Source organism: Bacillus massilinigeriensis (assembly GCF_900111815.1).
Classification (GTDB): Bacteria; Bacillota; Bacilli; order Bacillales; family Cytobacillaceae; genus Mesobacillus_C; species Mesobacillus_C mediterraneensis.
Genome location: NZ_LT630004.1, coordinates 397,359 through 421,837 on the forward strand (window position 1 = coordinate 397,359; position 24,479 = coordinate 421,837).

The window sequence follows — 24,479 nt, forward strand, 5'->3', positions numbered from 1 at the left end:
CTCGAGAGCAACGAAAACAGACCTCTCAGCCTCAAAAACTAAATCAAAATGACAATTTTTAAGGTTTTGTGCGGGAATGGAGTTTGGTGGAGGATCCCTTGGAGTGAGGGAGTGTTTCCAGTAAAAACCTTAAATGGTTCTGATATGATAGCTACTGTTGATAAAACTTGAGTTACCGTAGATAAATGGCGGTTTACTGTAGATAAACTGCCGATTACCGTAGAAAAAATGACATTTACCGTAGATAAGCTTATCAGAGAGACTTCAGGAGGAGCACGAAACCCTTGTGTAATCGGTTCCACACTAGCTTCCGTTCCAACAATAGCTCCAGAGCAACGACCCTTCAGCCTCAAAAACTAAATCAAAATGACAATTTTTAAGGTTTTGTGCGGGAATGGAGTTTGGTGGAGGATCCCTTGGAGTGAGGGTTCGTTTCGAGTTAAATTCTCAAATCGTCTAATATGATAGCTACTTGACGAAATCATCTCATTTTACCTCATAAAAATAATAAAAAACCAATCTTCTTTCCAGTGATGACAGGAAAAAAGATTGGTTCAATTATATTTCTCTTTCAGTTTCAATTTTTACTTCGCGGTCGTCCTTGTGGAACGAAAGGAAACTAGTTACAAGGGTATCAAGGTGCTCGACTTGCTCTGCGTATTCCATGATAACTGAGACGAGCTGCATGACATGGTAGAGAATGGCCCTGTCCGTATCAGCCAATTTTTTCTGCTGTTCGAGGAACAGATTGAACAGTTCTTTTTTATCAAGGCAAGGTTGCCCATCCATACAAATTGCTTCAGGCCTGACTTTCCCGATGAATTTCAGCATCACTTGTTCATGGTGGTGGACAAGCACATCAAGCTGTTGCTGGAGAACTTCCTGGAAGCTCTCGGGAATATGCGAGTACTCATTTTCATACCGATGCAGGCGCTTTAAGGTTTCGAGCGCTTTTTTCGTTGTGGTGATCATCTGTCTGTAGACAACGAGTCTGCGGGCTTTTGCAATGCTGTTCTTTTTGAAATATTCCCGCTCTTCCTTGTATAGCATGTAGATTTGATCAAGCTTGAAGGTTGCTTCCTTTAGCGATTCGATATCTCCCTTAAGGGGTTGGTGCTCGGAAGCGTGTCTTGTACAAATCCGAATCCACCGGGTAATTTCTTCTGTAAGAATAGCGTTGCGGTTGTAAAGCTTGCTTTCATACTTTGGAGGCAGAAAGACAAGATTGACGATGAATGCTGATACAACCCCGAGAATGATAGTGGAAAAACGGATAATGGCGAACTCGATAAACTCTCCGCCCGGCGTTTCCATGATGGCAATCAATGTAACGAGGGAGAGGGAGATGGTATTTTCGAGCCTTAGTTTCAAGTTCAAGGTGATGACAATGATTGCGGCCAGCCCGACGATGAAAAAATTATTTCCGAGTGTCAGCACGAAAGCCGTTGCGATTAAAGCGCCGATCAGATTGCCTTGTATTTGTTCGATGATGGATAAATAAGAACGGTAAATTGTAGGCTGAACGGCAAATATTGCAGCAATACCTGCAAAAACGGGAGACGGGAAATTTAGAATGTCTGCCAAGAAAAGCGAAAGGATGATCGCAATTCCTGTTTTGAAGATCCTCGCTCCAAGTTTCATAAGAGATGATTCCTTTCTTTTTTAGAAAAATGGTAAAAAGCATGTGCGCGCTTTTTTCATTCACTTATTTTATGCAAGTTAAACAATACTGTACTATACAAAAATCCTGAGCGAAGTTCAAGTCATCATTATAGCAAGAATTCTGTCCCTTCAAAAGGAGGAAGGTGAAAAAGTTATGTATTTTATAGGGCGGTACTCTTTATTGTTAGCTTGGGAGCGTAGACACTCCGCTATCTGTTCTAGTTCCTATTTTCTCTTTTGCTCTTTTATTTCCAATCAAACCACTGTATTATCCAAACTTCAAAATGCAATAATCTTTAACATTAAAAGGGGCGCCCAATAATCGAATAATCGACTTATTGGGCACCCCTTCATTCATCATTCCGTTGATACGGATGGATCTGCCTGTTCTTTCACTGGTACTACTTGCAGGAAATGTTCTTGCGGCTTTTGCAGAAGGGCATTTAGGCTCGATGCTTCTTCTTCCTGTCCGCTTGTTTTTAGCTTTTTGATATAGCTCATTAAAAGTTCAGTTACGTCGCCAATTCCCTTTTGGGAGAGGGGCTCAAGTGCGACATGGGCACCTTTCGCGATGCGCCTCTGCAATGCTTCTTTTGATAAGCCCATTTCAGGCTGAAGCCTTAAATAGACAACACCGCCAGTCATTCCTGCACATATCCATGGGCCAGGATCTCCAAGTACAAGACCTCTGCCGTTAGTCATATATTCAAATGCAAACCCTTTAATATTGGAGAAGGAACCAATGCTTCCTTCTTCTTTTTCAGGAAGCGGTTTGCTTAGGAGCCCTCCGATAATCATATCTGCCCCGGATAAGCGAATCCCTGCACGGGCGTCCGCATTCCCTTGAACGATGAGTAGTCCTTTTTGTGCTCCGTAGCCAAATCCTTTTCCGACAGAACCGTTATAGTAATTTCCGTCCTTGCCTTTTGCCTTTAGGATTACGATTTTGCCGCCAAAGGAGGTTTTGCCTACGCCGTCTTGTCCTCCGCCATCTACTTCAATGGAAATTCCCTCTGAATTGTAGGCGCCGAGACCATTTCCGAGAATAGAGTCGCGGTACTGAAGTGTGACAGGTGACAGTTTTTTGTAAGAACCATCAAGGCGGCCACGGACTCGGTGGCAGGAAACTCTGCTTGCGAGGACTCGCTGCTGGGACGTGATCTTTTCGAATTCACGTGATTGGTGCAGTTCTTCCACCGCTGCATCCAAATACTCAGCGCCTGCTGCCATGACCATCGGAACTTCTTCAGCCGCTGCCGCTGCCTCTTTTGCCGTGAACTGTCCAATTTCGAGCGGCTTTAGGAGATAAGCGAGATCCATTAAATCGTGCCCTTTTACTTGTAAAAGGAGATCGGAACGCCCAACTGCATCTTGAAGGTTTTGAATGCCTGCTGCGGCTGCGAGCACGCGCAGCTCGTTTCCAAAAGCAGTGAACAAGTTGATGATTCCCTGAACAGCCTTGTCAAATTCTCTTGGAACAAATCGGCGCAAGCCGTGCTCTTTTGCTTTTGCTTCCGAATCGATTTGCGTAGCGATACCAACATGGCATGTATCAAGATGGCAGCCTCGGCAGGTCGTACAGCCGATGGCAAGCATCGCTAGCGTCCCGAAGCCTACGCGATTGGCTCCAAGCAGCATAACTTTCAAAACGTCATTGGCACTCTTTAGTCCGCCATCTGCCCACAGTTCTACCGTGTCGCGGATACCTGCTTCAAGCAGCGCGTTATGTGCAGCCTTGACTCCGATTTCTACTGGAAGTCCAACATGCTGGAGTGCGTGAATTCTAGCCGCACCTGTGCCGCCATCAAACCCGCTGAGTGTGATGATGTCTGCTCCTGCTTTTGCAATACCGACAGCAATGGTGCCAATATTCGGTACAACAGGAACTTTGACTGCCACTTTTGCCTTATCGTTCGCTGTTTTTAATTCTGTAATCATTTGAGCGAGGTCTTCAATCGAATAAATGTCATGGTTGTTCGATGGCGATATTAAATCGGAACCAATCGTCGCATTCCGTGCTTCGGCAATCTTAGCCGTAACCTTGGACCCTGGCAGGTGACCGCCTTCTCCAGGCTTGGCGCCTTGGCCAATTTTAATTTCGAGCAGATTGGAGGAGTTCAAAAGTTCAGCATTCACTCCGAACCGGCCTGAGGCAATTTGCTGGCCTCGGGTGCGCGGATATTTGCCGAGCATATCCTTCAGCTCTCCGCCTTCTCCGTTCATTGAAATCATATTTAATCTATCAGCACCCTCAGCGTATGCCCTGAATGCTGTTTCATTCTGGGAACCGAATGACATGGAAGCGATAACGAAAGGCAAATCGTGCTCACCGACACCGATATTTACTAGGCTTGGATGGAGTACAGAACCGCTCTCTTTCACTTTTGCAAGATGCCTGATTGTCGTTGGGTTGATCTCCTCTTGTTCAGAGATTTTTTCCTTATAGGCATTGTAGTCGCCTGTCGCTGCTACCTCGCCAATTGCTTTCCAAATACGTGGGAACAAGTGGAAGGTTTTTCCGATTCGCTCTTTCTCATTTTTGTAGTCGTTAGCCCTCGCTATTGCATCATCTTTCATCAAGGAAAAATTATAGCTTAGTTCAGGACTACCAAAAAAGTTGACGATCTGCAGTACGTCTGCTACATCACTGTTCAAACCAACGGCTGAAAAAAGCCTGCCATAACCGCGCAGTTCGTGTATCCCGATAGTTGAGATGACTTTCTCAAGTCCTTTTGTCAAAGCACTGTACAGGTTGAGGAGCGGCTGATTCGCACCGTCCAGTACGGTTAAAAACATATAATATGGACTGACAGCATTTGCACCAAGACCGAGAAGCGTGATGATGTCATGGAGCGAGCGCACTGCTGCGGAACGGACAAGAAGGGAGCAATCCCGCCTGAATCCTGCTTTGACAAGCGCACTGTCAACCGCAGATGTGACTAGATGAGGATCTAGCCAATACTTGTTTTCTTGGTGAGCGAAAGCATCATCGAGAATGATGAGACTTTTTCCTTCCTCCACTGCAGTCACAGCCTCGGAAGCAAGTCTATCGAGCGCTTCAGGAATACTTTCTCCGCCGCTAAATGCTGTTTCAATATGCGCTGCAAGCTTTTGTCCGCGGAATAGTTCAACAACCTGGTCATAGCTTGGCTGATTTGTTGTCGAAGAGCATTCATACCCAGCCTTTCCTTCCATGAGCAAAGGCGTAAGAAGCTCGACAACGGTGCTGCCAGCCTCGGCTGAAAATAAATCTGGCCGTTTCCCGAGAATCGTGCGGGTCGAGAAATGTTCTGTTTCCCTGTCTCTGTCGATAGCAGGATTGGTTACAACCGCAACGCTCTCTTTGATGAAATCGGCAATGTTCCGTCTCTCTGGATTCAAGGCTGCCAGAGGTGCATCATGACCGAGCGAGCGTATTGGCTCCACGCCTTTTTCCGCCATTTGCTCAATCAGCTGGATGTGGTCGCGCTCCCAGCCAAATGCTTTATATTGACCGTTATGAATTTTTTCGGGATATCTCATTGTCACAGTTTTTACTAGTGTAGGAGTATTCAAACGATGTCTTGTCTGTTCAAGCGATACTTTCTTGCTATATCTGTTATATACTTCGTTTTGAAATTCGCGATGATGATAGACTCTAATATTGTCTCCATCCCATTTTAGACCAACTTTTTCCCCAGGTGATAGAGGCTTCGGTTCTCCCGTATAATCTTCAGAAGGAATGATTCCAGGCTCTGAGGAAAAGAGGTAAGAGTTTTCAATATCAACCATCCACACAGGGCGGAGACCAAGAGCATCGACACTGAATACTGCCTCGTCCCCGAAACGGGAAATGATTCCAGCAGGTCCTTGAGCAAAATGACCCCAAGCTTCACGCATATACGTGTACATGTCCTGCAGATGTTCTGGATATACTTTCATCTCGCTGATAATGGGCGGAAATAAGAGATCCATTGCTTCAAAGAGGGAGTAGCCATGCCTGCAAATAAAGGTTTCAATCGTCCTGCTCAGATCCTGGGAATCGCTGCCTTCGCTAACGAGGGGAATTCCTGCCATTCTTGCTTCATCTCGAAGCCTTGTAATCGTATTGATTTCACCATTATGTCCGAGTATGCTGAAAGGCTGAACCCGGAAAAAGCTCGAGAGTGTATTTGTCGAATAGCGGTTATGACCTAGAGTCATTGTTGAAGCAACGAGCGGGTCTGCCAAGTCATGATAGTATTTTGGTAAAATATCGCCCGCTCCCATTACTTTGTATACAGCATGGTGCTGACTAAGCGATGCTACATGCACGTGAAGATTTTTTTCCATGTCTACGATGGCTTCGAAAATAGAAGAAGAAAGATTTTTTCCTTGTGCCAGGCAAGCAAATTGCCAAAATACAGGGTTTTCCTGGATAGCAATTGGACCAAGCGCAGAAGAATCTGTTACTTTATCAGTCTCGAAAAATATATTCATTCCGTGTTTTGCCAGTTTTTCCGTCAGCTCAACCTTTACTTCTTTCGCGTCTGCCTCCTTTGAAAGAAAGACATGGCCTACGACAAAATCATCTTTTTCCGCTGCAGAAGAGTCAAGTCCAGCCGCGGTGAGCTTCTTTTTCCATAGTGCACGGGGGATATCGATATGAATGCCGACACCGTCTCCTTCGCCGTTGATGAAGCCAGCTCTATGGTTCATCGTGACGAGTCCATCTATGCAATGATAGATATTCTCCCGTGTGGGAATCTTTCTTTTTTCAATACATGCTACAATACCGCAGGCGTCATGCTCCTCTTTATGAAAATCTTTGAAAAGGGATGGGCTGTATGGCTGTGTCATAGTTTCCGGCTTGCAAAGGAAGCTCCTTTTTAGCCGATTCACCTCCTATAGATTTAGTAATTGGTAAAAAAGATTGCCGGCTTTAGCCGGTTAGGGGCAATACATCGAGGGGGTAGATGATTTTGCAGAATAATAAGCAAATTTTATCATATGAATTTTCAGAAATCAATTATTTATACATTATTTCGGATATGGAAAGGTTAGGGGGAGATGAGGTTGGAAAAACGAATCCTTGTTATGTAAACGCTTTCTGGAGTATGCAAAAAGAAAAAGGAAGCTATGAAAGCTTCCTTTTTGAATAGAAATATGAATAATTATTCATTCATCAATGCATAAAAAGCACTGTCCACTGCATGTAGCGTTGCTTCGATATCTTCTTCGCTGTGGGCAATAGTCACAAACCATGCTTCATATTTCGATGGAGCGAGGTTGATGCCTTGTGCGAGCATAAGCTGGAAGAAGCGCGCGAACATTTCTCCATCTGTGTTTTCAGCCTGTTCGTAATTGATTACTTTTTCGTTTGTAAAGTAAAGGGTGAGTGCGCCTTTCAGCCTGTTGATGGTGATGGGGACGCCATGTTTTTCTGCTGATGCAAGGATCCCCTTCTCAAGCATTGCTCCAAGCTTGTCAAGGTATTCATACACACCATCCTGCTTCAGCACTTCAAGGCAGGCGATACCTGCAAGAATGGAAGCAGGGTTGCCTGCCATCGTACCAGCCTGATATGCTGGTCCTAGCGGGGCGACTTTTTCCATGATTTCTACTTTGCCGCCATAGGCGCCAATCGGCAGTCCGCCGCCAATGATTTTTCCAAGAGCAGTAAGGTCAGGCTGGATGCCAAGTAGATCTTGCGCTCCGCCGTACATAAACCGGAAAGCTGTGATGACTTCATCATAGATAACTAATGCTCCTGCTTCATGCGTCAAATCATTTACTGCCTGGAGAAACCCTGGTTCTGGCTCGACAATCCCGAAGTTGCCGACGATTGGTTCCACGAGGACAGCGGCTACTTCGCTTCCCCATTTATCTAGAGCTTCCTTGAATGGTTCAATGTTATTGAAAGGAACAGTAATCACTTCCTGTGCGATGCTCTTTGGCACGCCGGCAGAATCAGGAGTCCCAAGCGTGGCAGGGCCAGAGCCCGCGGCGACAAGAACAAGGTCGGAGTGGCCGTGGTAACAGCCTGCGAACTTGATGATCTTGTCTCGGCCTGTATAGGCGCGTGCTACCCTGATTGTTGTCATGACAGCTTCCGTTCCGGAGTTGACGAACCGCACTTTATCAAGATTTGGCATTGCTTCCTTTAGCATTTTTGCGAACTTCACTTCATGTGGAGTAGGGGTTCCGTAAAGCACGCCAGTCTCTGCCGCTTTTTTGATCGCTTCGGTGATGTGAGGATGAGCGTGACCTGTAATGATTGGCCCGTAGGCTGCAAGATAATCAATATACTGATTTCCATCTACATCCCAGAAATATGGCCCTTGAGCCCTTTCCATCACAGTCGGTGCGCCCCCGCCTACTGCCTTGTATGCCCGGGAAGGACTGTTAACGCCTCCGACGATGTGCTGCAATGCTTCCTTATGTATTCTTTCTGAATTTTGTCTTTCCACTTTCATCCTCCTAATATCCTTTATCTATTTAATATATTTACACAGTGGGATAATTATTGCGAGTTTTTTGGAGGCCGAAGATTTGAGTTAATATGGCTGTTTGGTTAAACTATTTTGTTAGGTAAGAGATTAGGCAGGGGGAAAGTTAATGAATGCCATCGAAGTGAAAGATTTAAGGAAAGAGTTCAAGGCGTACTCCAGCCGGGCTGGATTAAAGGGCGCGTTTCGCGACCTTTTTACAAGGAATTATAAAATCGTGCCCGCTGTGAATGATATCAGTTTTACGGTGAAGCAAGGTGAAATGGTTGGTTATATCGGCGAGAATGGCGCCGGGAAGTCAACAACGATAAAAATGCTGACAGGCATCCTTACCCCGACATCAGGCGAAATCATTGTGAATGGAATGGATCCGCATAAGGAGAGGGAGAAATTCGTCCGTACGGTTGGTGTTGTGTTCGGGCAGCGTTCGCAGCTTTGGTGGGACATCGCTGTACAGGAATCTTTCCGGCTCCTGAAAAAAGTGTATAAGGTTTCTGATGCAGATTATAACAGCCACATGGACCATGTCATCAAGACGCTCGATATTGAACCGCTGCTTGATAGGCCTGTGCGGAAGCTTTCACTTGGCCAGCGAATGCGCTGTGAACTTGCTGCCGCACTGATCCACAATCCGCCTCTACTGTTTCTTGATGAGCCGACGATTGGGCTGGATGTGCTTGTAAAGCTAAAGATTCGCGACTTTCTCAAGGAAATCAATGAAAAATATAATACAACCATACTGTTGACGACACATGATTTAACGGATATCGAAGCGTTGTGCGAGCGCGTTGTCATGCTTGATGAAGGGAACATCATTTATGATGGCAGCCTAAGAAGGATGAAGGAAAAGTGGGCGGAAGGACGCGAAATACAGTTTGAGTTCTTGGAAAGCCCGGAGCTTGCCAGGCTTGAAGCTATCACGAAAGGACTTCCTGTTAAGTGGGAGAAAGACGAAAAAAGCCAGGTTTTTAAAACTGTGACAGGAGATGACGACGAACTAGTATCTCAAATTATTGCAGCAACGGTAGCTTCGCTGAAAGTAAAAGATGTGAAGATCAATGAGCCATCGACAGAGGAAATTGTCCGGAATATATATGAAAGAGGGATGGTGTAATGGGCAAGTATCTCGAGATGATTAGGATTCGCTTCTTGATGATGCTTGCATACAGGACAAACTATTACACAGGCATCTTGATCTACAGCATTAACATCGGGGCTTATTATTTTCTCTGGAACGCGATCTATTCAGGAAAAAGTGAAATCGAAGGTCTTTCAGCAGTGCAGATGACCACATATGTCGCTGTTTCCTGGATGGCTAGGGCTTTTTACTTCAATAACATTGACAGGGAAATGGCGATGGAGATAAAAGAAGGTAAGGTTGCCGTTGAATTGATTCGCCCTTATAGCTATATGGTGATGAAGACGATGCAAGGTCTTGGGGAAGGAATTTTCCGGCTGTTTTTCTTCTCCCTGCCAGGAATGGTGATTGTCGCATTGATTTTTCCAATGGAGTTTTCTGGGGATGCTGCAACATGGGGGCTGTTTGGGCTGTCCATCCTGCTCAGTTTTATGATTAACACCCAGTTGAACCTGCTGACGGGAATTACCACATTCTTTCTTTATAATAATGCCGGTCTTATCAGGGCAAAAAGAGTCATCATTGAACTGTTGTCAGGACTTCTCCTCCCGATCAGCTTTTTCCCGCTTTGGGCTCAAGATGTGATGAGGTTTCTTCCTTTCCAAGGGATCAGCTATATTCCGAGCATGATATTTACAGAGGGTTTCACTGGTCAGGAGGCATTGCAAGGAATATTTACTCAGGCAGTTTGGGTAATTCTCCTCGTATTTCCGGTTAGGCTGCTCTGGATTGCTGCGAAAAAACGTCTTGTCATACAAGGAGGGTAAGATATGTTTTATGTCACCATGTTTTTTCAGTATATCGGCCAATATATGAAAACGAGGCTGGAGTATCGCACGGACCTTGTTGTTGAAATTTTTTCAGACTTACTCTCGCAAGCAATCAACCTAGTCTTCATTCTAGTAGTCTTTGGCCATACCGATCTCCTTAACGGATGGACGAGGGATGAGATCATTTTTATATACGGATTTTTCCTCGTTCCTTACGCACTGTTTTCTGCTTTCTTCAATATTTGGGATTTCAACGAACGCTATATTGTGAAGGGAGAACTGGATAGGATTTTGACACGGCCCGTCCACAGCCTGTTTCAAGTAATTCTTGAGCGGATGGAACTCGAATCGTTGTTTGGGGCTTGTACTGGTTTGATTGTCATGTTCTATGCGGGAAGCAGGCTCGGCCTTGAATTAAGCTGGTATGATCCAATTTTATTTCTTCTTTTTGTTCTTGGAGGTGCCCTTGTTTATGCAGGTATTTTTGTCATGCTTGCCTGCATCTCCTTCTGGGCGGATGCAAGAACCTCCATCATGCCAATGATGTACAATATTGGCAATTACGGACGATATCCTGTTGATATTTATAATAAGGCAATCCGCTTCATTCTTACATGGATCCTGCCTTTTGCTTTCGTCGGCGTCTATCCTGCTGCCTTTTTCCTTGGCAGAGAAGAGTGGTACAGCTACTCCTTCCTGACGCCAGTTATTGGGCTGCTTTTTTTCTTTTTATCTGTTCTTGTATGGAATAAGGGAGTGCAAAAGTACAGCGGTGCAGGAAATTAATCCTCTTGTTAACGAACCCTCAGCAGGCTCGCCTGCATACTATTTTGTGAAAAAACGTATAGATGTAATAGCTAGAGGAAAGAGGGTTCAACATGCTGAGCTATGCGCTGATCGCCATCATCGTCCTGTGCATTGTCATGAGCATCAGGACTTTGTTTATCCCGAATCGGATAAAAGGAAAGAAGCTGTCCTTCGAAAATTTTATTGTACTTGCAAGTATATATTTAACTGTGATGGTTGGCTTCGGGCTTATTTATTTCCTTATGGAGTCACGCGGATTTCAGATGCTTTTGGAAGGAGCGGCGATAAAGAGTACCACGCAGCTTGAGAGATTAGGAACAAGTTTGTATTTCAGCGCAGTAACGCTTTTTTCCGTAGGGTATGGCGATATTTCTCCAGTCGGTGCAGGGAGGCTGCTTGCAGTAGCAGAAGCGCTGATTGGATATACAATTCCCGCGGCATTTGTTGCAAGAACAGTAATTGACAGGGAGCGCTGACACAATGAGGCCAATAGAGTTACTATTGGGTGAAACAATAAGTTTTGCAATCGTTCAGTTGTTTCAAGAGAGGCTATTGCAAGTGAAAGAGCCTGAAATATACACAGAACTCCAGTGTATTTTAGGCTCTTTATTAATCCGCTTAATGATAATATTCCTGCTCTTTTGCCTTTCTCGGAAAAACTGTATAACTAAAACTAATGATAAAATCGATAACGAGAACTGTTGACCATAACTGTAACAAACGAAACATGGCTTCAGTCTGCTTAGCGTTATCAATATATATAATAATAGCTCCGAGAATAGCTGCGCCGATAAACCATGCCAATAAATGCCTATACCAACCCACGCGTTCCTTCCTAGCAAGCGCTATGCCGTACTTTTTCTTTTTGGGAGGTTTGGATGCATTAGCAAATCGATAAGCGAATTGGCTATCTGCCCATTTTTTCATTTTATGACCATAAGCAGCGCTGAAACCAATATACATTGCGGCTATTCCGTGTACACTGGTAGCTATAGCTCCATTTTTCAAATCGATTACGGTTGCAATGAGCAGTACAAGATCTACAATTGGTGTGCAAATGAGCAAAAAAGCTCCGGTTTTCCTCTTTTTGAGAGTATACCGTGCAAACAGACCTGCTAAAACAAATATCCAAAATCCTATCTCACAGCTTATTATTAACCACCCAATCAAAACACCACTCCCTCTGGATACATTTACTGAAAAAAATATCTACATCCCAGATTTCCTTATTTTACATTTTATGTGGATATCCTCTTTCAAACAACAATTTTTCTAAAAGGAGCCCAATAAAAGACGCCTACTTATTTAATATAGTGCCAGTATGTCTTATTAAACACGTTTTAAGACATAGGGGACTTTCTTGCAAGTCTTAACAAAAAATATTAATGTAAGAAAGTGAACGACTTTTCATTTGAATTTATGCTTCTTGAAAAACGCAATTGCACTTAAGTATTTGTGAAAAATAAGGAGGTAAGGATATTTTGGATTCTAAAATATTAGCACCTGATTTTAATCTACCAGCAAGTAATGGACAAAAAGTTAAACTATCCGATTTTCGAGGGAAAAACGTTGTGCTTTATTTTTACCCGAAAGACATGACACCAGGATGTACGACAGAGGCTTGTGACTTTCGTGATAACCAGGAGGAATTTGCAGGAGTGGATGCGGTAATCCTTGGAGTAAGCCCCGACCCGCTGGCGCGTCATGAAAAATTCATTGAAAAATACGGCCTTCCGTTCCTGCTGCTTTCCGATGAAGACAATAAGGCTGCAGAAGCTTACGGTGTCTGGAAGCTGAAGAAGAACTTCGGGAAAGAATACATGGGGATTGAGCGGTCGACCTTCATTATCGACAAAGAAGGAAAGCTTGCCAAAGAATACCGCAAAGTGAAGGTCAAGGGCCACGTGGAGGAAGTGCTCGGTTTCATCAAGGAAAATCTGTAAAGGGAAAGCCCATTTATACATAATGAAGGCATATGTCCACTCCTTTTGTAGCAGCGTGAATATGTTGTATTAGGGCATACCTCCTCAGACAGTTTTCACGGATTCCTAGCGGGTCCGTTTTTTTTTTTAGAAAAAGCTCTAAGTTGTTCAATTGAAAGAAAATTTAATAAAATATAAACATATCTTTTATTGAGGAGTGGAGCAATTGAAAATTTCTTTTTCGCTGCTTCCGAATGAAACGCTTCAGAAGGAAATAACCGAAGCATTCCCCGATGATTCTTTTTATTTTTCAAAAGGAATCTCAGAGGAGTTTTACGAATCGGAAGTGTTTGTGACATATGGAGAAGATTTGACACCAGAACATATTGAAAATGCAGCGAAGTTGAAATGGATTATGGTCATGTCTGCCGGCTTAGAAAAAATGCCATTTCAAGCATGCAGGGATAAGGGCATTATCGTTACCAATTCGAAAGGAGTATTTCGGATACCTATGGCGGAGTATACGCTTGGGGTGATGCTTCAGCATGTAAAGGCAGCAGAACAGCTGCGGAAGAATGCAGCGGAAGGAAAATGGGACCGGAAAGTCAGAATGGGGGAGCTCTACGGAAAAACAGTCCTTATTCTTGGAGCAGGAGCGATTGGCGGTGAAATCGCCCGGCTGGCAAAAGCTTTTGGAATGAAGACAGTTGGTGTTAATAGAAGTGGACGGAGCGTGGATTATATTGATCGAATAACAACAATGGAAAATCATGTAAAATTTATGGCTGATGCTGATTTCGTTGTTTCGGTTCTTCCCAGCACTCCTGAAACAAAATATCTCTTATCTGAATTCTCGCTGCAAAAAATGAAGAGAGAGGCAGTGTTCATCAATATTGGACGGGGAGATGTTGTGCAGGAAGAAATATTGCTGAAGGCGCTGGAAGAAAAACGGTTTATCCATGCCTATCTTGATGTATTCGAGAAAGAGCCTTTGCCAAAGGACCATCCTCTCTGGAGAATGGAAAATGTAACAGTGACACCGCATCTTTCAGGCATAACATAAAACTATTTGCCGCGGGCTTTTGAAATTTTCGAACGCAATTTGTATAAATATAGAAACAATCAAGCTAACCTAGAAAATATTGTTGATTTGGAGAGGGGCTATTAAACTTGAAAATTTATACGAAGTCGGGCGATAAAGGGACAACTTCCCTTGTTTACGGAGTAAGGGTAAATAAAAACGACCTTCGAGTAGAGGCATACGGAACATGTGATGAAGCCAATTCGATGATTGGCCTTGCCATGAGCAGGCTGGAGGCAGAAGTATTTCCAGGTAAAGCAGAAATCCAGGGTTTTTTTCATAAAATTCAAACAGCCTTGTTTCATGTCGGGGCAGAGCTCGCGACCCCTGAAGGAAAAGAGGTTAAATGGCAGCTAAAGAGAGAAAATATTGAAGAACTGGAAAGTATGATTGATAAATGGGACGCTGAGCTTCCGCCGCTCATGAACTTCATCCTTCCAGGAGGGCATGAAGCTGGCGCAGCACTGCATGTGGCTAGGACTATCACAAGGCGGGCGGAACGAAATGCTGTTGCTATTGGAGAGGTGAATCCGCTTGTTCTTTCGTATCTAAATCGATTATCCGACCTCTTGTTTGTGGCTGCGCGCTTCATCAACCATAAGCTGAAAGCCCCCGAGCATACACTTCATGCAGATTGAGGTTGTTCATACAACCGTCAATAATGCTTGGCTCAAATCGTTGACAAAACAATGATGTACTTAGTACACTATTTATAAATATTACAAGGTAAGAATAATAAAAAGGAATGAGGTGCATGGCGGTGGTAGAAAATCAGCTGAAGGAAGCCCTAAATGCCCTGAAGGACACAGGTGTCCGCATTACCCCGCAGCGTCATGCGATACTTGAATATTTAATAAACTCGATGTCACATCCAACAGCCGATGAAATTTACAAAGCGCTTGAGGGAAAATTTCCAAACATGAGTGTGGCAACAGTTTACAATAATCTCCGAGTATTTCGTGAAGTGGGACTTGTGAAGGAGTTGACATACGGAGATTCCTCTAGCAGGTTCGACTTCGTAACGACAGAGCACTACCATGTGATCTGTGAAGACTGCGGAAAAATCGTTGACTTTCATTACCCCGGCCTTGACGAAGTCGAACACCTTGCTTCGCATGTGACCGGCTTTAAAGTAGGTAACCACAGAATGGAAATATACGGTACATGCCCGGACTGTACAGAAAAGCAGTAAGGATAGAAAAGCGGAAGCGCCCGTTCAGCGGCGTACGGCCTGGAGGTCCTTCGACTGAGGTAAAGGAAACACGATGAGCGAAGCGAATTGATGTTGACTTACCATAGGGAGAAGACCGAAGGCCGCTAGCCACTGGGCGCCGTAGCTGGACAAAAGAAAAGCGGAAGCGCCCGTTCAGCGCAAAAAAAGCCTGGCTGAAAGATTTTTTCTTTCAGCCAGGCTTTTTTTACTGAAAACTTGAATCCGCAGAGTTTATTTACTCTTTTTACGGTTATACTTTTCATCGAACTCTTTGCCTTCGAGTTCAGGATCCAAAGTGAGCGGCTCGTTGCAATACATACACATATCAACACGTCCAAGTATTTTTGTAGCCTTCCCGCAGTTTGGACAGACAACTTGGGTGGTTTTAGTAGAAAGCATTCCAATCCAGAAATAGACAACCGTACTAGCGATAATGAACAGTAAGCCGAACAGCATGAAAACCATCATGACTGCAGGATGATTACGGAAATAAATGCCCCCATACATCACGATGAAGCCGATGAAAATCAAGCTTAGGGCAAAAGTTCTTATCTTATTTATTTTACTTGAATACTTCGCCATGCCTTTTCCCCCCCTAGAGAATAATTTTATCATATCATCTCAAGAGGAATAAATCATAGAAAAACAGCCGGCAAAAAGTCATTTTTATGCAGGACTTTCTCTAATGTTGTCGAAAACTTACTTCTATAAAAAAATGGGGGGAATTCAGCATGGAGGATATCCTTCGCCCTATCTACCAAGAAAGAGCGAGTCAGCCAAACACAATTGGTGTGCTCATCATTGAAAAAAAGCAAAAAGCTTTTCCGACAACAGATACTTTCGACGCTATCTTATTAATTATTGTCAAAGAAGCAGAACAGCCGGTTTTCTTCAAACACTATTCCTATAATAAGAAAAAGGCAGCTATGTATATCGTTGCGGAAAATCAATTGCTTGACTGGATTCTTTTAGGCAGTAACAGAAAGATTTTTGATTGGCTTTATAACGGAAAAGTAATGTTTGACCGGAATGAGTATATCGGAAACTTAAGAGAGGAACTGAGGGAGTTTCCTTTCCATGGACGAAAGCTTAAAATCGGCATTGAATTTGCGAGACTTATACGAAGATATACAGATGGGAAAGCTTTTTTTGATCAACTTCAGTATCTTGATGCCTATAACCATGTGGTTCACTCGCTACATCATTTAGCGAGACTCGCAGTCATTGAAAACGGTTTTCATCCGGAAGTGACTGTATGGCAGCAAGTAAAGCAAATTGAACCAGAAATCTATAAGCTTTACGAAGAACTCGTTATCAGTAACGAAAGTTTGGAAAAAAGACTTGAGCTATTATTCCTTGCCAGTGAGTTTTTAATTCGGTCAAGGATACAAATTGGTGCAGCACACATTTTAGAAATCATGGAAGAAAAGGATTACTGGTCTTTCAATGAAATGATGGAAGAAAAAGAATTGGCTCCATACTCGGTAGACCTTTCCATCTTATTGGAATATTTGATTGAGCAAAACCTGATTACTACGGAGCTTGTTGAAACAAAAAGTCCTGGGCTTTACCATCGCTACTATCGTGTTTCGAAAAAACTATCGTAAAAAAACAAAAAAAGTATTGACCTTTTTTTGACTGCTTGATATATTAATAACCGTCGCTGCAAAACAAATGAGATTTGCGGCAGACGGTTTCGTGAAAATGGTGTTGACAAGTAAAGCGCCAGATGTTATATTAATAAAGTCGCTTCGGCGGCGGAAACGAAAATTGCTCTTTGAAAACTAAACAAACAAGCGTCAACAAACAATAATATGATGGTCACTGACCATCAGCCAACGTTTTATTTGATGAGCTAATCACTCACTCTTTTATGGAGAGTTTGATCCTGGCTCAGGACGAACGCTGGCGGCGTGCCTAATACATGCAAGTCGAGCGGACAGAAGGGAGCTTGCTCCCGGAAGTCAGCGGCGGACGGGTGAGTAACACGTGGGCAACCTGCCTGTAAGACTGGGATAACTTCGGGAAACCGGAGCTAATACCGGATAATCCTTTCCTTCACATGTAGGGAAGCTGAAAGACGGTTTCGGCTGTCACTTACAGATGGGCCCGCGGCGCATTAGCTAGTTGGTGAGGTAACGGCTCACCAAGGCAACGATGCGTAGCCGACCTGAGAGGGTGATCGGCCACACTGGGACTGAGACACGGCCCAGACTCCTACGGGAGGCAGCAGTAGGCGATGGCGAGAAGGTCACACCCGTTCCCATACCGAACACGGAAGTTAAGCTTCTCAGCGCCGATGGTAGTTGGGGGTTTCCCCCTGTGAGAGTAGGACGCTGCCAGGCAATCAAAGAACAGCTCAGTCGGGCTGTTCTTTTTTGTGTTTGAGATCACGATGATTTGTTCCCGTTTTCCCGTAAACAGCTCGCAACCCATCAGTTAGTCCTGAATCATTAGAACAACAAACTGTAAGCGACACTTTTAACCACCCCGATACCGGAAAGAGGCGCAGGAACAGCGTTTGGTTGATTTATCGAAGAAGTTGGGTGATTTCTCCCGCAAGATGAGCGATTTCTCGCCAAAGTTGGCTGATTCTGCGCATAACTTGAGTGATAACCTTCCCGATGTGAGTGATTCCGCCCCTCAGGCCTCCCGATTACCCTTGAAAGAGTACCTGCAAGCGACATTTTTAAGCAACCCCATACCGGAAAGAGGCGCAGGAACAGCGTTTGGTTGATTTACCGAGGAAGTTGGTTGATTTTTTCCGCAACGTGAGCGATTTCTCCCCAAAGTTGGTTGATTCTGCGCACAACTTGGTTGAATCCGCCCCCGATGTGAGTGATTCCGCCCCTCAGGCCTCCCGATTACCCTTGAAAGAGTAACTACAAGCGACATTTTTAAGCACCCCGATACCAAAAAAACGCAGGAACACCGTTTGGTTGATTTATCGAAGAAGTTGGTTGATTTCTTCCGCAACGTGAGCGATTTCTCCCCAAAGTTGGTTGATTCTGCGCACAACTTGGTTGATTCCGCTCCCCAGGCCCCCCACTCGCCCTAAAAAGAGTAACTGCAAGCGACACTTTTAACCACCCCGATACCGGAAAAAGGCGCAGGAACAGCGTTTGGTTGATTTATCGAAGAAGTTGGTTGATTTCTTCCGCAAGATGAGCGATTTCTCGCCAAAGTTGGTTGATTTTGCGCCTAACTTGGTTGATAACGCCCCCGATGTGAGTGATTCCGCCCCTAGGCCTCCCGATTACCCTTGAAAGAGTACCTGCAAGCGACACTTTTTAATCACACTACTACTAATTGCGACGCAGGAGTCACGTTTGATACATTCAAAGCCCCTTCCGAATGGTGAATCGGAAGGGGCTTTGAATTATTAGTTGTTTTTATTAGATCTGGACATTGATTTAAATTGGTTTTTAATTTTTTCGCGGGACTCTCTATTTCTTAGGAGATATGCTGTTCCTAATGCTACGGTTGTCATCATCATTTTTTTGCGATCCATCATTATTCCTCCTCATTCTTAAATGTCCTTACCTTTTAGTAAATTCCCTAAGCGACTGGAATTAAACTGGATAGTAATGCCTGCTCTATTCGGAAGATATGCGTTCTGGGTTGAGCAACCTTGATATTAAGTATGGCCCTTTTTCAAGGGAAAGATCCAGAAATAATTGGATGAAGGGATAATCATCACTTGCCATTGTCCGAATTAATTCACTCCACCACTCTGTTTCATACCTTGCAATCATGCCTAAATTGTAAAGCAGCAGGTAATGCAGGAGTAGTTCCGGCATAAGGAGAAACGGTTCCTTTATAAGCGGGATGGCGTAGCATTCCTCGTGCAGGTCATACTTTAATGGAAGTGGATCTTTCCAATCAGGAACGTCGAGAGTGAAATGAAGATTATCATCGCTTCCATCTTGGTGGAATTGTACAGGCACTGCAGATTTTGCTGTATAGAAGGCTTGAAACCGACCTTCTGTCATATGGTAGGAATCCAAAACAGCGTTAGGAATCGTAAATCTTGTTCCTTTTTTTTTCAGGGAAATAAAGGTATGTTTTCCTTTCAATTTTGCAAAAAGAGAAGAAAGCTCCGGAATGTTTTGAAGTAGTTCTGCCATTGAAACCTTTTCGCCCTCCAATTGTTTCATGTGAAACAATTTCTCTGCCATAAAAGGAAAGAGTCCGTGCTTTTGAAATTTTACTTCGTCTTCGAAAAAACTGTAATGCTGTTTTTTGCGCTTTCTGGCTGATACTCCGTGAGCGAGCACGGACGTTGTTTCCGGGTAGTATGGTTCAACAGTCAGAATGCATGCCTTGATTAAATGAATCAGCCCGTAATACAGCAGGATCGGCTTTAAAGGGAGCGGTGATTGAGCCGCTTGGCTGTAATACATTTTTCCATGTTCGAGATAATACATGAATGGATAGCAGTTCTGGTAACTTAGTTGTGCAACATTTTGGATGCCGAGTCGCAGGTAAGATTTTTTTAAATAATTCTGTGAGTATTCTCCAGAAAAAAAGAAAGAAAAGCGGTTCCAATTAGGATATGATAAAGACAAAAGACAACCCTCCAAGTTATTTGAATACTCAAACATTTTTAACTTCCTTGACAGTATTTTGTCCAATTGATAACCTACTAATAATATTTTCATGTAAGGGAGCCATTTGTTATGTGGGAAAGTAAATTTGTAAAAGAAGGTTTAACGTTCGATGACGTCCTGCTTATTCCTGCCAAGTCGGAAGTACTGCCGCGGGATGTCAGCTTGAAAGTGGAATTGACAGATAAGATTACTTTGAACCTCCCGATTATCAGCGCCGGGATGGACACGGTCACAGAAGCGGAAATGGCAATTGCCATGGCAAGGCAAGGCGGTCTTGGAATCATCCACAAGAATATGTCTATTGAACAGCAGGCCGATCAGGTTGACAAAGTAAAGCGTTCCGAAAGCGGCGTCATCAGCGACCCATTTTTCCTCACACCGGAACATCAAGTATTTGATGCAGAACACCTTATGGGTAAATTCCGTATTTCCGGAGTTCCGATTGTGAATAATGAAAGTGAGCAGAAGCTAGTCGGAATCATCACAAACCGTGACATGCGTTTCATTCAGGATTATTCAATCCTGATCTCCGATGTCATGACAAAGGAAAACCTCGTTACTGCACCAGTGGGAACGACTCTTCTTGAAGCAGAGAAAATCCTGCAGCGTTATAAAATTGAAAAGCTCCCATTAGTAAATGATGAAGGTGTGCTAAAAGGCCTTATCACAATCAAAGATATCGAAAAGGTTATTGAATTCCCGAACTCTTCCAAAGATAGTCAGGGACGCCTTTTGGTCGGCGGTGCAGTCGGTGTTACAGTTGATACGATGAAAAGGGTGGAAAAGCTTGTCGAGTCGCATGTCGATGTTATCGTTGTGGACACTGCACACGGACATTCAAAAGGAGTGCTCGATACAGTTAGGGAAATTCGCAATGCATACCCTGAGCTTGCTATTATCGCAGGAAACGTTGCGACAGCAGATGCAACCCGCGAACTGATTGAAGCTGGCGCGGATATCGTAAAAGTCGGAATCGGACCTGGCTCTATCTGTACGACAAGAGTGGTTGCAGGGGTAGGTGTTCCGCAAATCACTGCGATTTACGACTGTGCGACAGAAGCGAGAAAGCTCGGAAAAGCAATCATCGCAGATGGCGGAATCAAGTACTCAGGTGATATGGTCAAAGCGCTTGCAGCAGGGGGACATGCCGTCATGCTCGGAAGCTTGCTCGCAGGAACATCCGAAAGTCCTGGGGAAACGGAAATCTATCAAGGACGACGCTTCAAAGTATATAGGGGAATGGGCTCTGTTGCTGCAATGGAAAAAGGTTCAAAAGACCGTTATTTCCAAGAGGATAATAAGAAGTTTGTTCCGGAAGGCATTGAAGGCCGCTTGCCTTATAAAGGACCACTCGCGGATACCATCTATCAGCTTGTTGGCGGTATCAGGGCAGGAATGGGCTACTGCGGAACAGCAACACTTCGCGATCTTCGTGAAAATGCTCAATTCGTCCGGATGACTGGTGCAGGACTCAGGGAAAGCCACCCTCATGATGTCCAAATTACTAAAGAAGCACCTAATTATTCCACACACTGATACGGTTTTCCTATTTCAGGGATTTCCTGATTTTACAACGGGTAGAGAGACTATTCTCTACCCGTTTTTTTTGTTATACTAAACGAGGCGCAATTTGGTAACCGTGCAATCTAGCATGTTTTTAATAGATAGATAAGAGAATGCGGAGGGAAATTAGCTTTGAATCTTTACAGACGATTATTTTTGTTACTTACTGTCTTTTTGATGTGCAGTGCGGCAAGTCTCACAGGATTTACCGGAAAAGCGAGAGCTGCAGAGGATGAACTGGGCATCAATGCTGAAGCGGCTATTCTGATCGATGCGGATACAGGAAAGATTTTATATGAAAAGAATTCAGATGTTATTCTTGGAGTTGCCTCCATGTCCAAGATGATGACAGAATATCTTGTCCTGGAAGCAATTGATAAAGGTAAAATCAAATGGGATCAAAAAGTGAAAATCAATGAATATGTCCACAAACTGTCTGCTGCTCCTGGTCTTTCTAACATCGGTCTCACTCAAGGCGAAGATTATACAATAAAAGAGCTTTACCAAGGAATGGCGATATTCTCTTCTAATGCTTCATCCGTTGCACTCGCTGAAGCTGTGGCAGGAACAGAAAAGAATTTCGTTGCTCTCATGAACAAAAAGGCAAAGGAACTCGGCTTGAAAGACTATAAATTTGTCAATTCTACTGGTCTGAACAACAGCGAGCTTCTCGGCAAGGTTGCTGCAGGCGGTCCTGAAGAGGAAAACGTTATGTCTGCAAAAGCAACTGCTAAGCTTGCGTACAGGCTCCTTAAAGACCATCCGGAAGTTCTTGAAACTGCGAGCACACCGAAGCTGAAGTTCAAGGATGGACGCGAGTACCCGAACTTTAACTGGATGCTTCCAACATTAACTTTCGCCTATGAAGGCGTTGATGGTTTGAAAACTGGATCCACTGATTTTGCGGGCTACTGCTTTACGGCTACTGCTAAAAAAGGTGATAAGCGTTTCATTTCTGTTGTGATGAAAGCGGAGTCGAAGAACAGCCGTTTCTCTGAGACTAGAAAAATTCTGGACTATGCTTTTAACAGTTTCACGAAAGAAACACTTGTGAAAAAGAACAAGCAGATTAAAGGTCATAAATCGCTTCCAGTCGTAAAAGGAAAAGAAGACAAGGTTAAGATCCATACGGATAAAGAGCTGGCGATGATGATTAAAAATGGCGAAAAAGATCAATATAAAACGAAGCTTGTCATCGATAAAAAGAAATTAAACGAAGATGGGGAGCTGACAGCGCCTATCAAAAAAGGCGAAAAGGTTGGCTACCTGACCGTGATTGATGAAAATGGAAACCGAGCAACCTTCGTTAATGATAAAAATAAAAGCGGCGTTGACGTTATTGCCGCGGAGAGTGTGGAAAAAGCAAATTGGTTCGTTCTTTCCATGCGTGGTGTAGGCGGATTCTTCAGTGATTTGTTCAGCAGTGCTGCTTCTGGCATTAAAGGGTTGTTTTAAAAATTCAGTCTCCTGCCTTGACAGGAGGCTTTTTTTATTGTTTATTTGCAATAAGGGAAAAGACAATCCCGACAATTAGAGTGCGTTTTTTTCGTTAACAGCTAAAAGGATGATGCCATCCTTGAAGAGAGAGATAGTATCCATTGGAGGGGAAAAAGGAATGAAAACTGGTACAGATAGAGTTAAACGGGGTATGGCTGAAATGCAAAAAGGCGGCGTCATCATGGACGTTGTCAATGCAGAGCAAGCGAAAATTGCGGAGGAAGCCGGTGCTGTAGCGGTAATGGCGCTTGAGCGCGTTCCATCCGATATCCGTGCTGCAGGCGGGGTTGCCAGAATGGCTGACCCAAGAATCATGGAAGAAGTCATGGGTGCGGTTACCATTCCTGTAATGGCAAAAGCGCGCATTGGTCATATTGTTGAAGCAAGGGTTCTTGAAGCAATGGGAGTAGATTATATCGATGAGAGTGAAGTCCTTACTCCTGCTGACGAAGAATATCATTTGAATAAGAGGGAATTCACAGTTCCTTTTGTCTGCGGGTGCCGTGATCTTGGAGAAGCAGCACGCCGTATCGCTGAAGGCGCGTCCATGCTCCGCACAAAAGGAGAGCCGGGAACTGGTAATATTGTCGAGGCAGTTCGCCACATGCGCAAAGTAAACGCTCAAGTTCGCAAGATCGTTGGCATGGATGAAGCAGAACTCATGACAGAAGCAAAGCTCCTTGGCGCGCCATTTGAAGTGCTATTGGAAATCAGGAAGCACGGCCGCCTGCCAGTCGTTAACTTTGCAGCAGGTGGAGTTGCTACTCCTGCGGATGCTGCCCTGATGATGGAACTGGGAGCCGATGGTGTGTTTGTAGGCTCAGGTATTTTTAAGTCGGAAAATCCTGCGAAGTTCGCTAAAGCAATCGTTGAAGCAACAACGCATTATCAAGATTATGAGCTAATTGCACATCTTTCTAAAGACCTTGGTGCAGCGATGAAAGGGCTAGAGATCTCTTCCCTGGCTCCTGAAGAGCGCATGCAGGACAGAGGCTGGTAAGGAGATACCATCATGGCAAAAATCGGAGTATTAGGCCTCCAAGGGGCAGTGCGCGAGCATGTATGCGCAATCGAGGCATCGGGTTCGGAAGCGGTGATTGTTAAGCATCCGGAGCAGCTGGAAGCCTTAGATGGCTTGATTATTCCCGGCGGCGAAAGCACAACAATGAGAAAGTTGATAGATAAATACCAGTTCATGCCAGCTTTGAAGCAGTTTGCAGATCAAGGGAAACCTATGTTCGGGACATGCGCCGGACTGATTCTGCTTGCAAAGCGTGTGGAAGGTTACGATGAACCGCATATAGGCGTCATGGATGTCACGGTTGAACGCAATTCCTTCGGTCGCCAGCGTGAAAGCTTTGAAGCGGATCTTCCCATCGACGGAGTCGCGGAAGAGTTTACAGCGGTATTCATTCGTGCACCGCATATTGTCGCGGCAGGTGAGAATGTCAAGGTATTAGCCAAGCATGAGGGCAGGATTGTCGCTGCAAGAGATGGGCAATTTCTCGGCTGCTCCTTCCACCCAGAACTGACGGACGACCACCGCTTGACAGACTATTTTATCGGCATGGTGAAGGAAGCACGTGAAAAAAATCTTGTATAAATCTGTTGCACCCGTGAAACACTTGTAGTAAATTATTAGTATATAATCACATGATGAAAAAGCAGTGAGAGGAAGCAGTAGCTTGGTTTTGTTCTAAAAGAGAGCCGGTGGTTGGTGGAAACCGGCGGACAAGCCAGTGAATCCAT

The 24,479-nt window shown here is 44.2% G+C and carries 22 protein-coding genes and 2 other annotated features (1 of these 24 only partly in view); of the genes, 15 read left to right on the top strand and 7 right to left on the bottom strand.

What is annotated here, in order from left to right:
- Nucleotides 1-558: 558 nt before the first annotated feature.
- Both BQ5796_RS02080 and BQ5796_RS02085 read right to left on the bottom strand, forming a co-directional pair.
- Complete coding sequence (locus tag BQ5796_RS02080; RefSeq protein ID WP_071458758.1) at nt 559-1,641, bottom strand: FUSC family protein; 1,083 nt, start codon at nt 1,639-1,641, stop codon at nt 559-561.
- Between the two features lie 378 nt (nt 1,642-2,019).
- The gene (locus BQ5796_RS02085) at nt 2,020-6,480 is read right to left on the bottom strand and encodes a glutamate synthase-related protein (protein ID WP_071458759.1); all 4,461 of its coding nucleotides are present in this window, start codon (nt 6,478-6,480) and stop codon (nt 2,020-2,022) included.
- A gap of 122 nt (nt 6,481-6,602) precedes the next feature.
- On the opposite strand from BQ5796_RS02085, the gene BQ5796_RS02090 reads away from it, so the two are divergent.
- A complete protein-coding gene (locus BQ5796_RS02090) occupies nt 6,603-6,782 on the top strand; it encodes a hypothetical protein (protein ID WP_141769919.1) in 180 nt (59 codons plus the stop codon).
- A gap of 12 nt (nt 6,783-6,794) precedes the next feature.
- Here the strand turns inward: BQ5796_RS02090 and BQ5796_RS02095 are convergent, their stop codons facing one another.
- Complete coding sequence (locus BQ5796_RS02095; protein ID WP_071458761.1) at nt 6,795-8,090, bottom strand: glutamate-1-semialdehyde 2,1-aminomutase; 1,296 nt, start codon at nt 8,088-8,090, stop codon at nt 6,795-6,797.
- 148 nt (nt 8,091-8,238) lie between these two features.
- On the opposite strand from BQ5796_RS02095, the gene BQ5796_RS02100 reads away from it, so the two are divergent.
- From BQ5796_RS02100 to BQ5796_RS02115, 4 genes are all read left to right on the top strand, one after another.
- Nucleotides 8,239-9,243, top strand: a complete 1,005-nt coding sequence (locus BQ5796_RS02100) for an ABC transporter ATP-binding protein (protein WP_071458762.1) — start codon at nt 8,239-8,241, stop codon at nt 9,241-9,243.
- Nucleotides 9,243-10,034: an ABC transporter permease gene (locus BQ5796_RS02105; protein WP_071458763.1), complete on the top strand. Its 792-nt coding sequence runs from the start codon at nt 9,243-9,245 to the stop codon at nt 10,032-10,034. Before BQ5796_RS02100 ends, BQ5796_RS02105 begins: the two co-directional genes overlap by 1 nt.
- A gap of 3 nt (nt 10,035-10,037) precedes the next feature.
- Complete coding sequence (locus BQ5796_RS02110) at nt 10,038-10,823, top strand: ABC transporter permease (protein ID WP_071458764.1); 786 nt, start codon at nt 10,038-10,040, stop codon at nt 10,821-10,823.
- A 92-nt stretch (nt 10,824-10,915) separates the two neighbouring features.
- Nucleotides 10,916-11,320 (top strand): potassium channel family protein, encoded by a 405-nt coding sequence (locus BQ5796_RS02115; protein WP_071458765.1) that lies wholly within the window; start codon nt 10,916-10,918, stop codon nt 11,318-11,320.
- A gap of 142 nt (nt 11,321-11,462) precedes the next feature.
- On the opposite strand, the gene BQ5796_RS02120 is transcribed toward BQ5796_RS02115, so the two are convergent.
- Nucleotides 11,463-12,014: a hypothetical protein gene (locus BQ5796_RS02120; protein WP_071458766.1), complete on the bottom strand. Its 552-nt coding sequence runs from the start codon at nt 12,012-12,014 to the stop codon at nt 11,463-11,465.
- A gap of 311 nt (nt 12,015-12,325) precedes the next feature.
- Between BQ5796_RS02120 and bcp the strand changes: the two genes are divergently transcribed.
- The 4 genes from bcp (at nt 12,326) to perR (ending at nt 15,039) form a co-directional block, all read left to right on the top strand.
- A complete protein-coding gene (bcp, locus tag BQ5796_RS02125) occupies nt 12,326-12,787 on the top strand; it encodes a thioredoxin-dependent thiol peroxidase (RefSeq protein ID WP_428839283.1) in 462 nt (153 codons plus the stop codon).
- Between the two features lie 205 nt (nt 12,788-12,992).
- Nucleotides 12,993-13,829: a D-2-hydroxyacid dehydrogenase gene (locus BQ5796_RS02130; protein WP_428839284.1), complete on the top strand. Its 837-nt coding sequence runs from the start codon at nt 12,993-12,995 to the stop codon at nt 13,827-13,829.
- Between the two features lie 107 nt (nt 13,830-13,936).
- Nucleotides 13,937-14,485, top strand: coding sequence for a cob(I)yrinic acid a,c-diamide adenosyltransferase (locus BQ5796_RS02135; RefSeq protein ID WP_071458768.1), 549 nt, complete (start codon nt 13,937-13,939; stop codon nt 14,483-14,485).
- A gap of 116 nt (nt 14,486-14,601) precedes the next feature.
- Nucleotides 14,602-15,039, top strand: coding sequence for a peroxide-responsive transcriptional repressor PerR (perR, locus tag BQ5796_RS02140; protein ID WP_071458769.1), 438 nt, complete (start codon nt 14,602-14,604; stop codon nt 15,037-15,039).
- A 252-nt stretch (nt 15,040-15,291) separates the two neighbouring features.
- Here the strand turns inward: perR and BQ5796_RS02145 are convergent, their stop codons facing one another.
- A complete protein-coding gene (locus BQ5796_RS02145) occupies nt 15,292-15,642 on the bottom strand; it encodes a YgzB family protein (protein WP_071458770.1) in 351 nt (116 codons plus the stop codon).
- 149 nt (nt 15,643-15,791) lie between these two features.
- Between BQ5796_RS02145 and BQ5796_RS02150 the strand changes: the two genes are divergently transcribed.
- Nucleotides 15,792-16,667: a nucleotidyltransferase-like protein gene (locus BQ5796_RS02150; RefSeq protein ID WP_071458771.1), complete on the top strand. Its 876-nt coding sequence runs from the start codon at nt 15,792-15,794 to the stop codon at nt 16,665-16,667.
- A 271-nt stretch (nt 16,668-16,938) separates the two neighbouring features.
- Nucleotides 16,939-17,405: a sequence feature (most likely nonfunctional fraction of RNA operon), on the top strand.
- A gap of 176 nt (nt 17,406-17,581) precedes the next feature.
- Complete coding sequence (locus tag BQ5796_RS02160; RefSeq protein WP_071458772.1) at nt 17,582-17,797, top strand: hypothetical protein; 216 nt, start codon at nt 17,582-17,584, stop codon at nt 17,795-17,797.
- 645 nt (nt 17,798-18,442) lie between these two features.
- Here the strand turns inward: BQ5796_RS02160 and BQ5796_RS18640 are convergent.
- Nucleotides 18,443-18,571 (bottom strand): hypothetical protein, encoded by a 129-nt coding sequence (locus BQ5796_RS18640; protein ID WP_282956849.1) that lies wholly within the window; start codon nt 18,569-18,571, stop codon nt 18,443-18,445.
- 85 nt (nt 18,572-18,656) lie between these two features.
- Nucleotides 18,657-19,628, bottom strand: coding sequence for a YaaC family protein (locus tag BQ5796_RS02165; RefSeq protein ID WP_234969291.1), 972 nt, complete (start codon nt 19,626-19,628; stop codon nt 18,657-18,659).
- Nucleotides 19,629-19,739: 111 nt separating this feature from the next.
- Between BQ5796_RS02165 and guaB the strand changes: the two genes are divergently transcribed.
- The 4 genes from guaB (at nt 19,740) to pdxT (ending at nt 24,333) form a co-directional block, all read left to right on the top strand.
- Nucleotides 19,740-21,206, top strand: coding sequence for an IMP dehydrogenase (gene guaB, locus BQ5796_RS02170; protein WP_071458774.1), 1,467 nt, complete (start codon nt 19,740-19,742; stop codon nt 21,204-21,206).
- Between the two features lie 204 nt (nt 21,207-21,410).
- Entirely contained in the window at nt 21,411-22,688 is a 1,278-nt protein-coding gene (locus BQ5796_RS02175; protein ID WP_083413156.1) for a D-alanyl-D-alanine carboxypeptidase family protein, read from the top strand.
- 160 nt (nt 22,689-22,848) lie between these two features.
- A complete protein-coding gene (gene pdxS, locus BQ5796_RS02180) occupies nt 22,849-23,730 on the top strand; it encodes a pyridoxal 5'-phosphate synthase lyase subunit PdxS (protein WP_071461108.1) in 882 nt (293 codons plus the stop codon).
- A gap of 12 nt (nt 23,731-23,742) precedes the next feature.
- A complete protein-coding gene (gene pdxT / locus BQ5796_RS02185; protein WP_071458776.1) occupies nt 23,743-24,333 on the top strand; it encodes a pyridoxal 5'-phosphate synthase glutaminase subunit PdxT in 591 nt (196 codons plus the stop codon).
- A 55-nt stretch (nt 24,334-24,388) separates the two neighbouring features.
- Nucleotides 24,389-24,479, top strand: a binding site (T-box leader); it runs 133 nt beyond the window's last position.

Excerpts from the sequence above, each read along its gene's own strand:
- BQ5796_RS02080 (WP_071458758.1), bottom strand. The coding sequence starts at position 1,641 with ATGAAACTTGGAGCGAGGATCTTCAAAACAGGAATTGCGATCATCCTT.
- BQ5796_RS02085 (WP_071458759.1), bottom strand. The coding sequence starts at position 6,480 with ATGACACAGCCATACAGCCCATCCCTTTTCAAAGATTTTCATAAAGAG.
- BQ5796_RS02100 (WP_071458762.1), top strand. The coding sequence starts at position 8,239 with ATGAATGCCATCGAAGTGAAAGATTTAAGGAAAGAGTTCAAGGCGTAC.
- BQ5796_RS02105 (WP_071458763.1), top strand. The coding sequence starts at position 9,243 with ATGGGCAAGTATCTCGAGATGATTAGGATTCGCTTCTTGATGATGCTT.
- BQ5796_RS02110 (WP_071458764.1), top strand. The coding sequence starts at position 10,038 with ATGTTTTATGTCACCATGTTTTTTCAGTATATCGGCCAATATATGAAA.
- BQ5796_RS02115 (WP_071458765.1), top strand. The coding sequence starts at position 10,916 with ATGCTGAGCTATGCGCTGATCGCCATCATCGTCCTGTGCATTGTCATG.
- perR (WP_071458769.1), top strand. The coding sequence starts at position 14,602 with ATGGCGGTGGTAGAAAATCAGCTGAAGGAAGCCCTAAATGCCCTGAAG.
- BQ5796_RS02145 (WP_071458770.1), bottom strand. The coding sequence starts at position 15,642 with ATGGCGAAGTATTCAAGTAAAATAAATAAGATAAGAACTTTTGCCCTA.
- BQ5796_RS02150 (WP_071458771.1), top strand. The coding sequence starts at position 15,792 with ATGGAGGATATCCTTCGCCCTATCTACCAAGAAAGAGCGAGTCAGCCA.
- BQ5796_RS18640 (WP_282956849.1), bottom strand. The coding sequence starts at position 18,571 with ATGGATCGCAAAAAAATGATGATGACAACCGTAGCATTAGGAACAGCA.
- guaB (WP_071458774.1), top strand. The coding sequence starts at position 19,740 with ATGTGGGAAAGTAAATTTGTAAAAGAAGGTTTAACGTTCGATGACGTC.
- BQ5796_RS02175 (WP_083413156.1), top strand. The coding sequence starts at position 21,411 with ATGTGCAGTGCGGCAAGTCTCACAGGATTTACCGGAAAAGCGAGAGCT.
- pdxS (WP_071461108.1), top strand. The coding sequence starts at position 22,849 with ATGAAAACTGGTACAGATAGAGTTAAACGGGGTATGGCTGAAATGCAA.
- pdxT (WP_071458776.1), top strand. The coding sequence starts at position 23,743 with ATGGCAAAAATCGGAGTATTAGGCCTCCAAGGGGCAGTGCGCGAGCAT.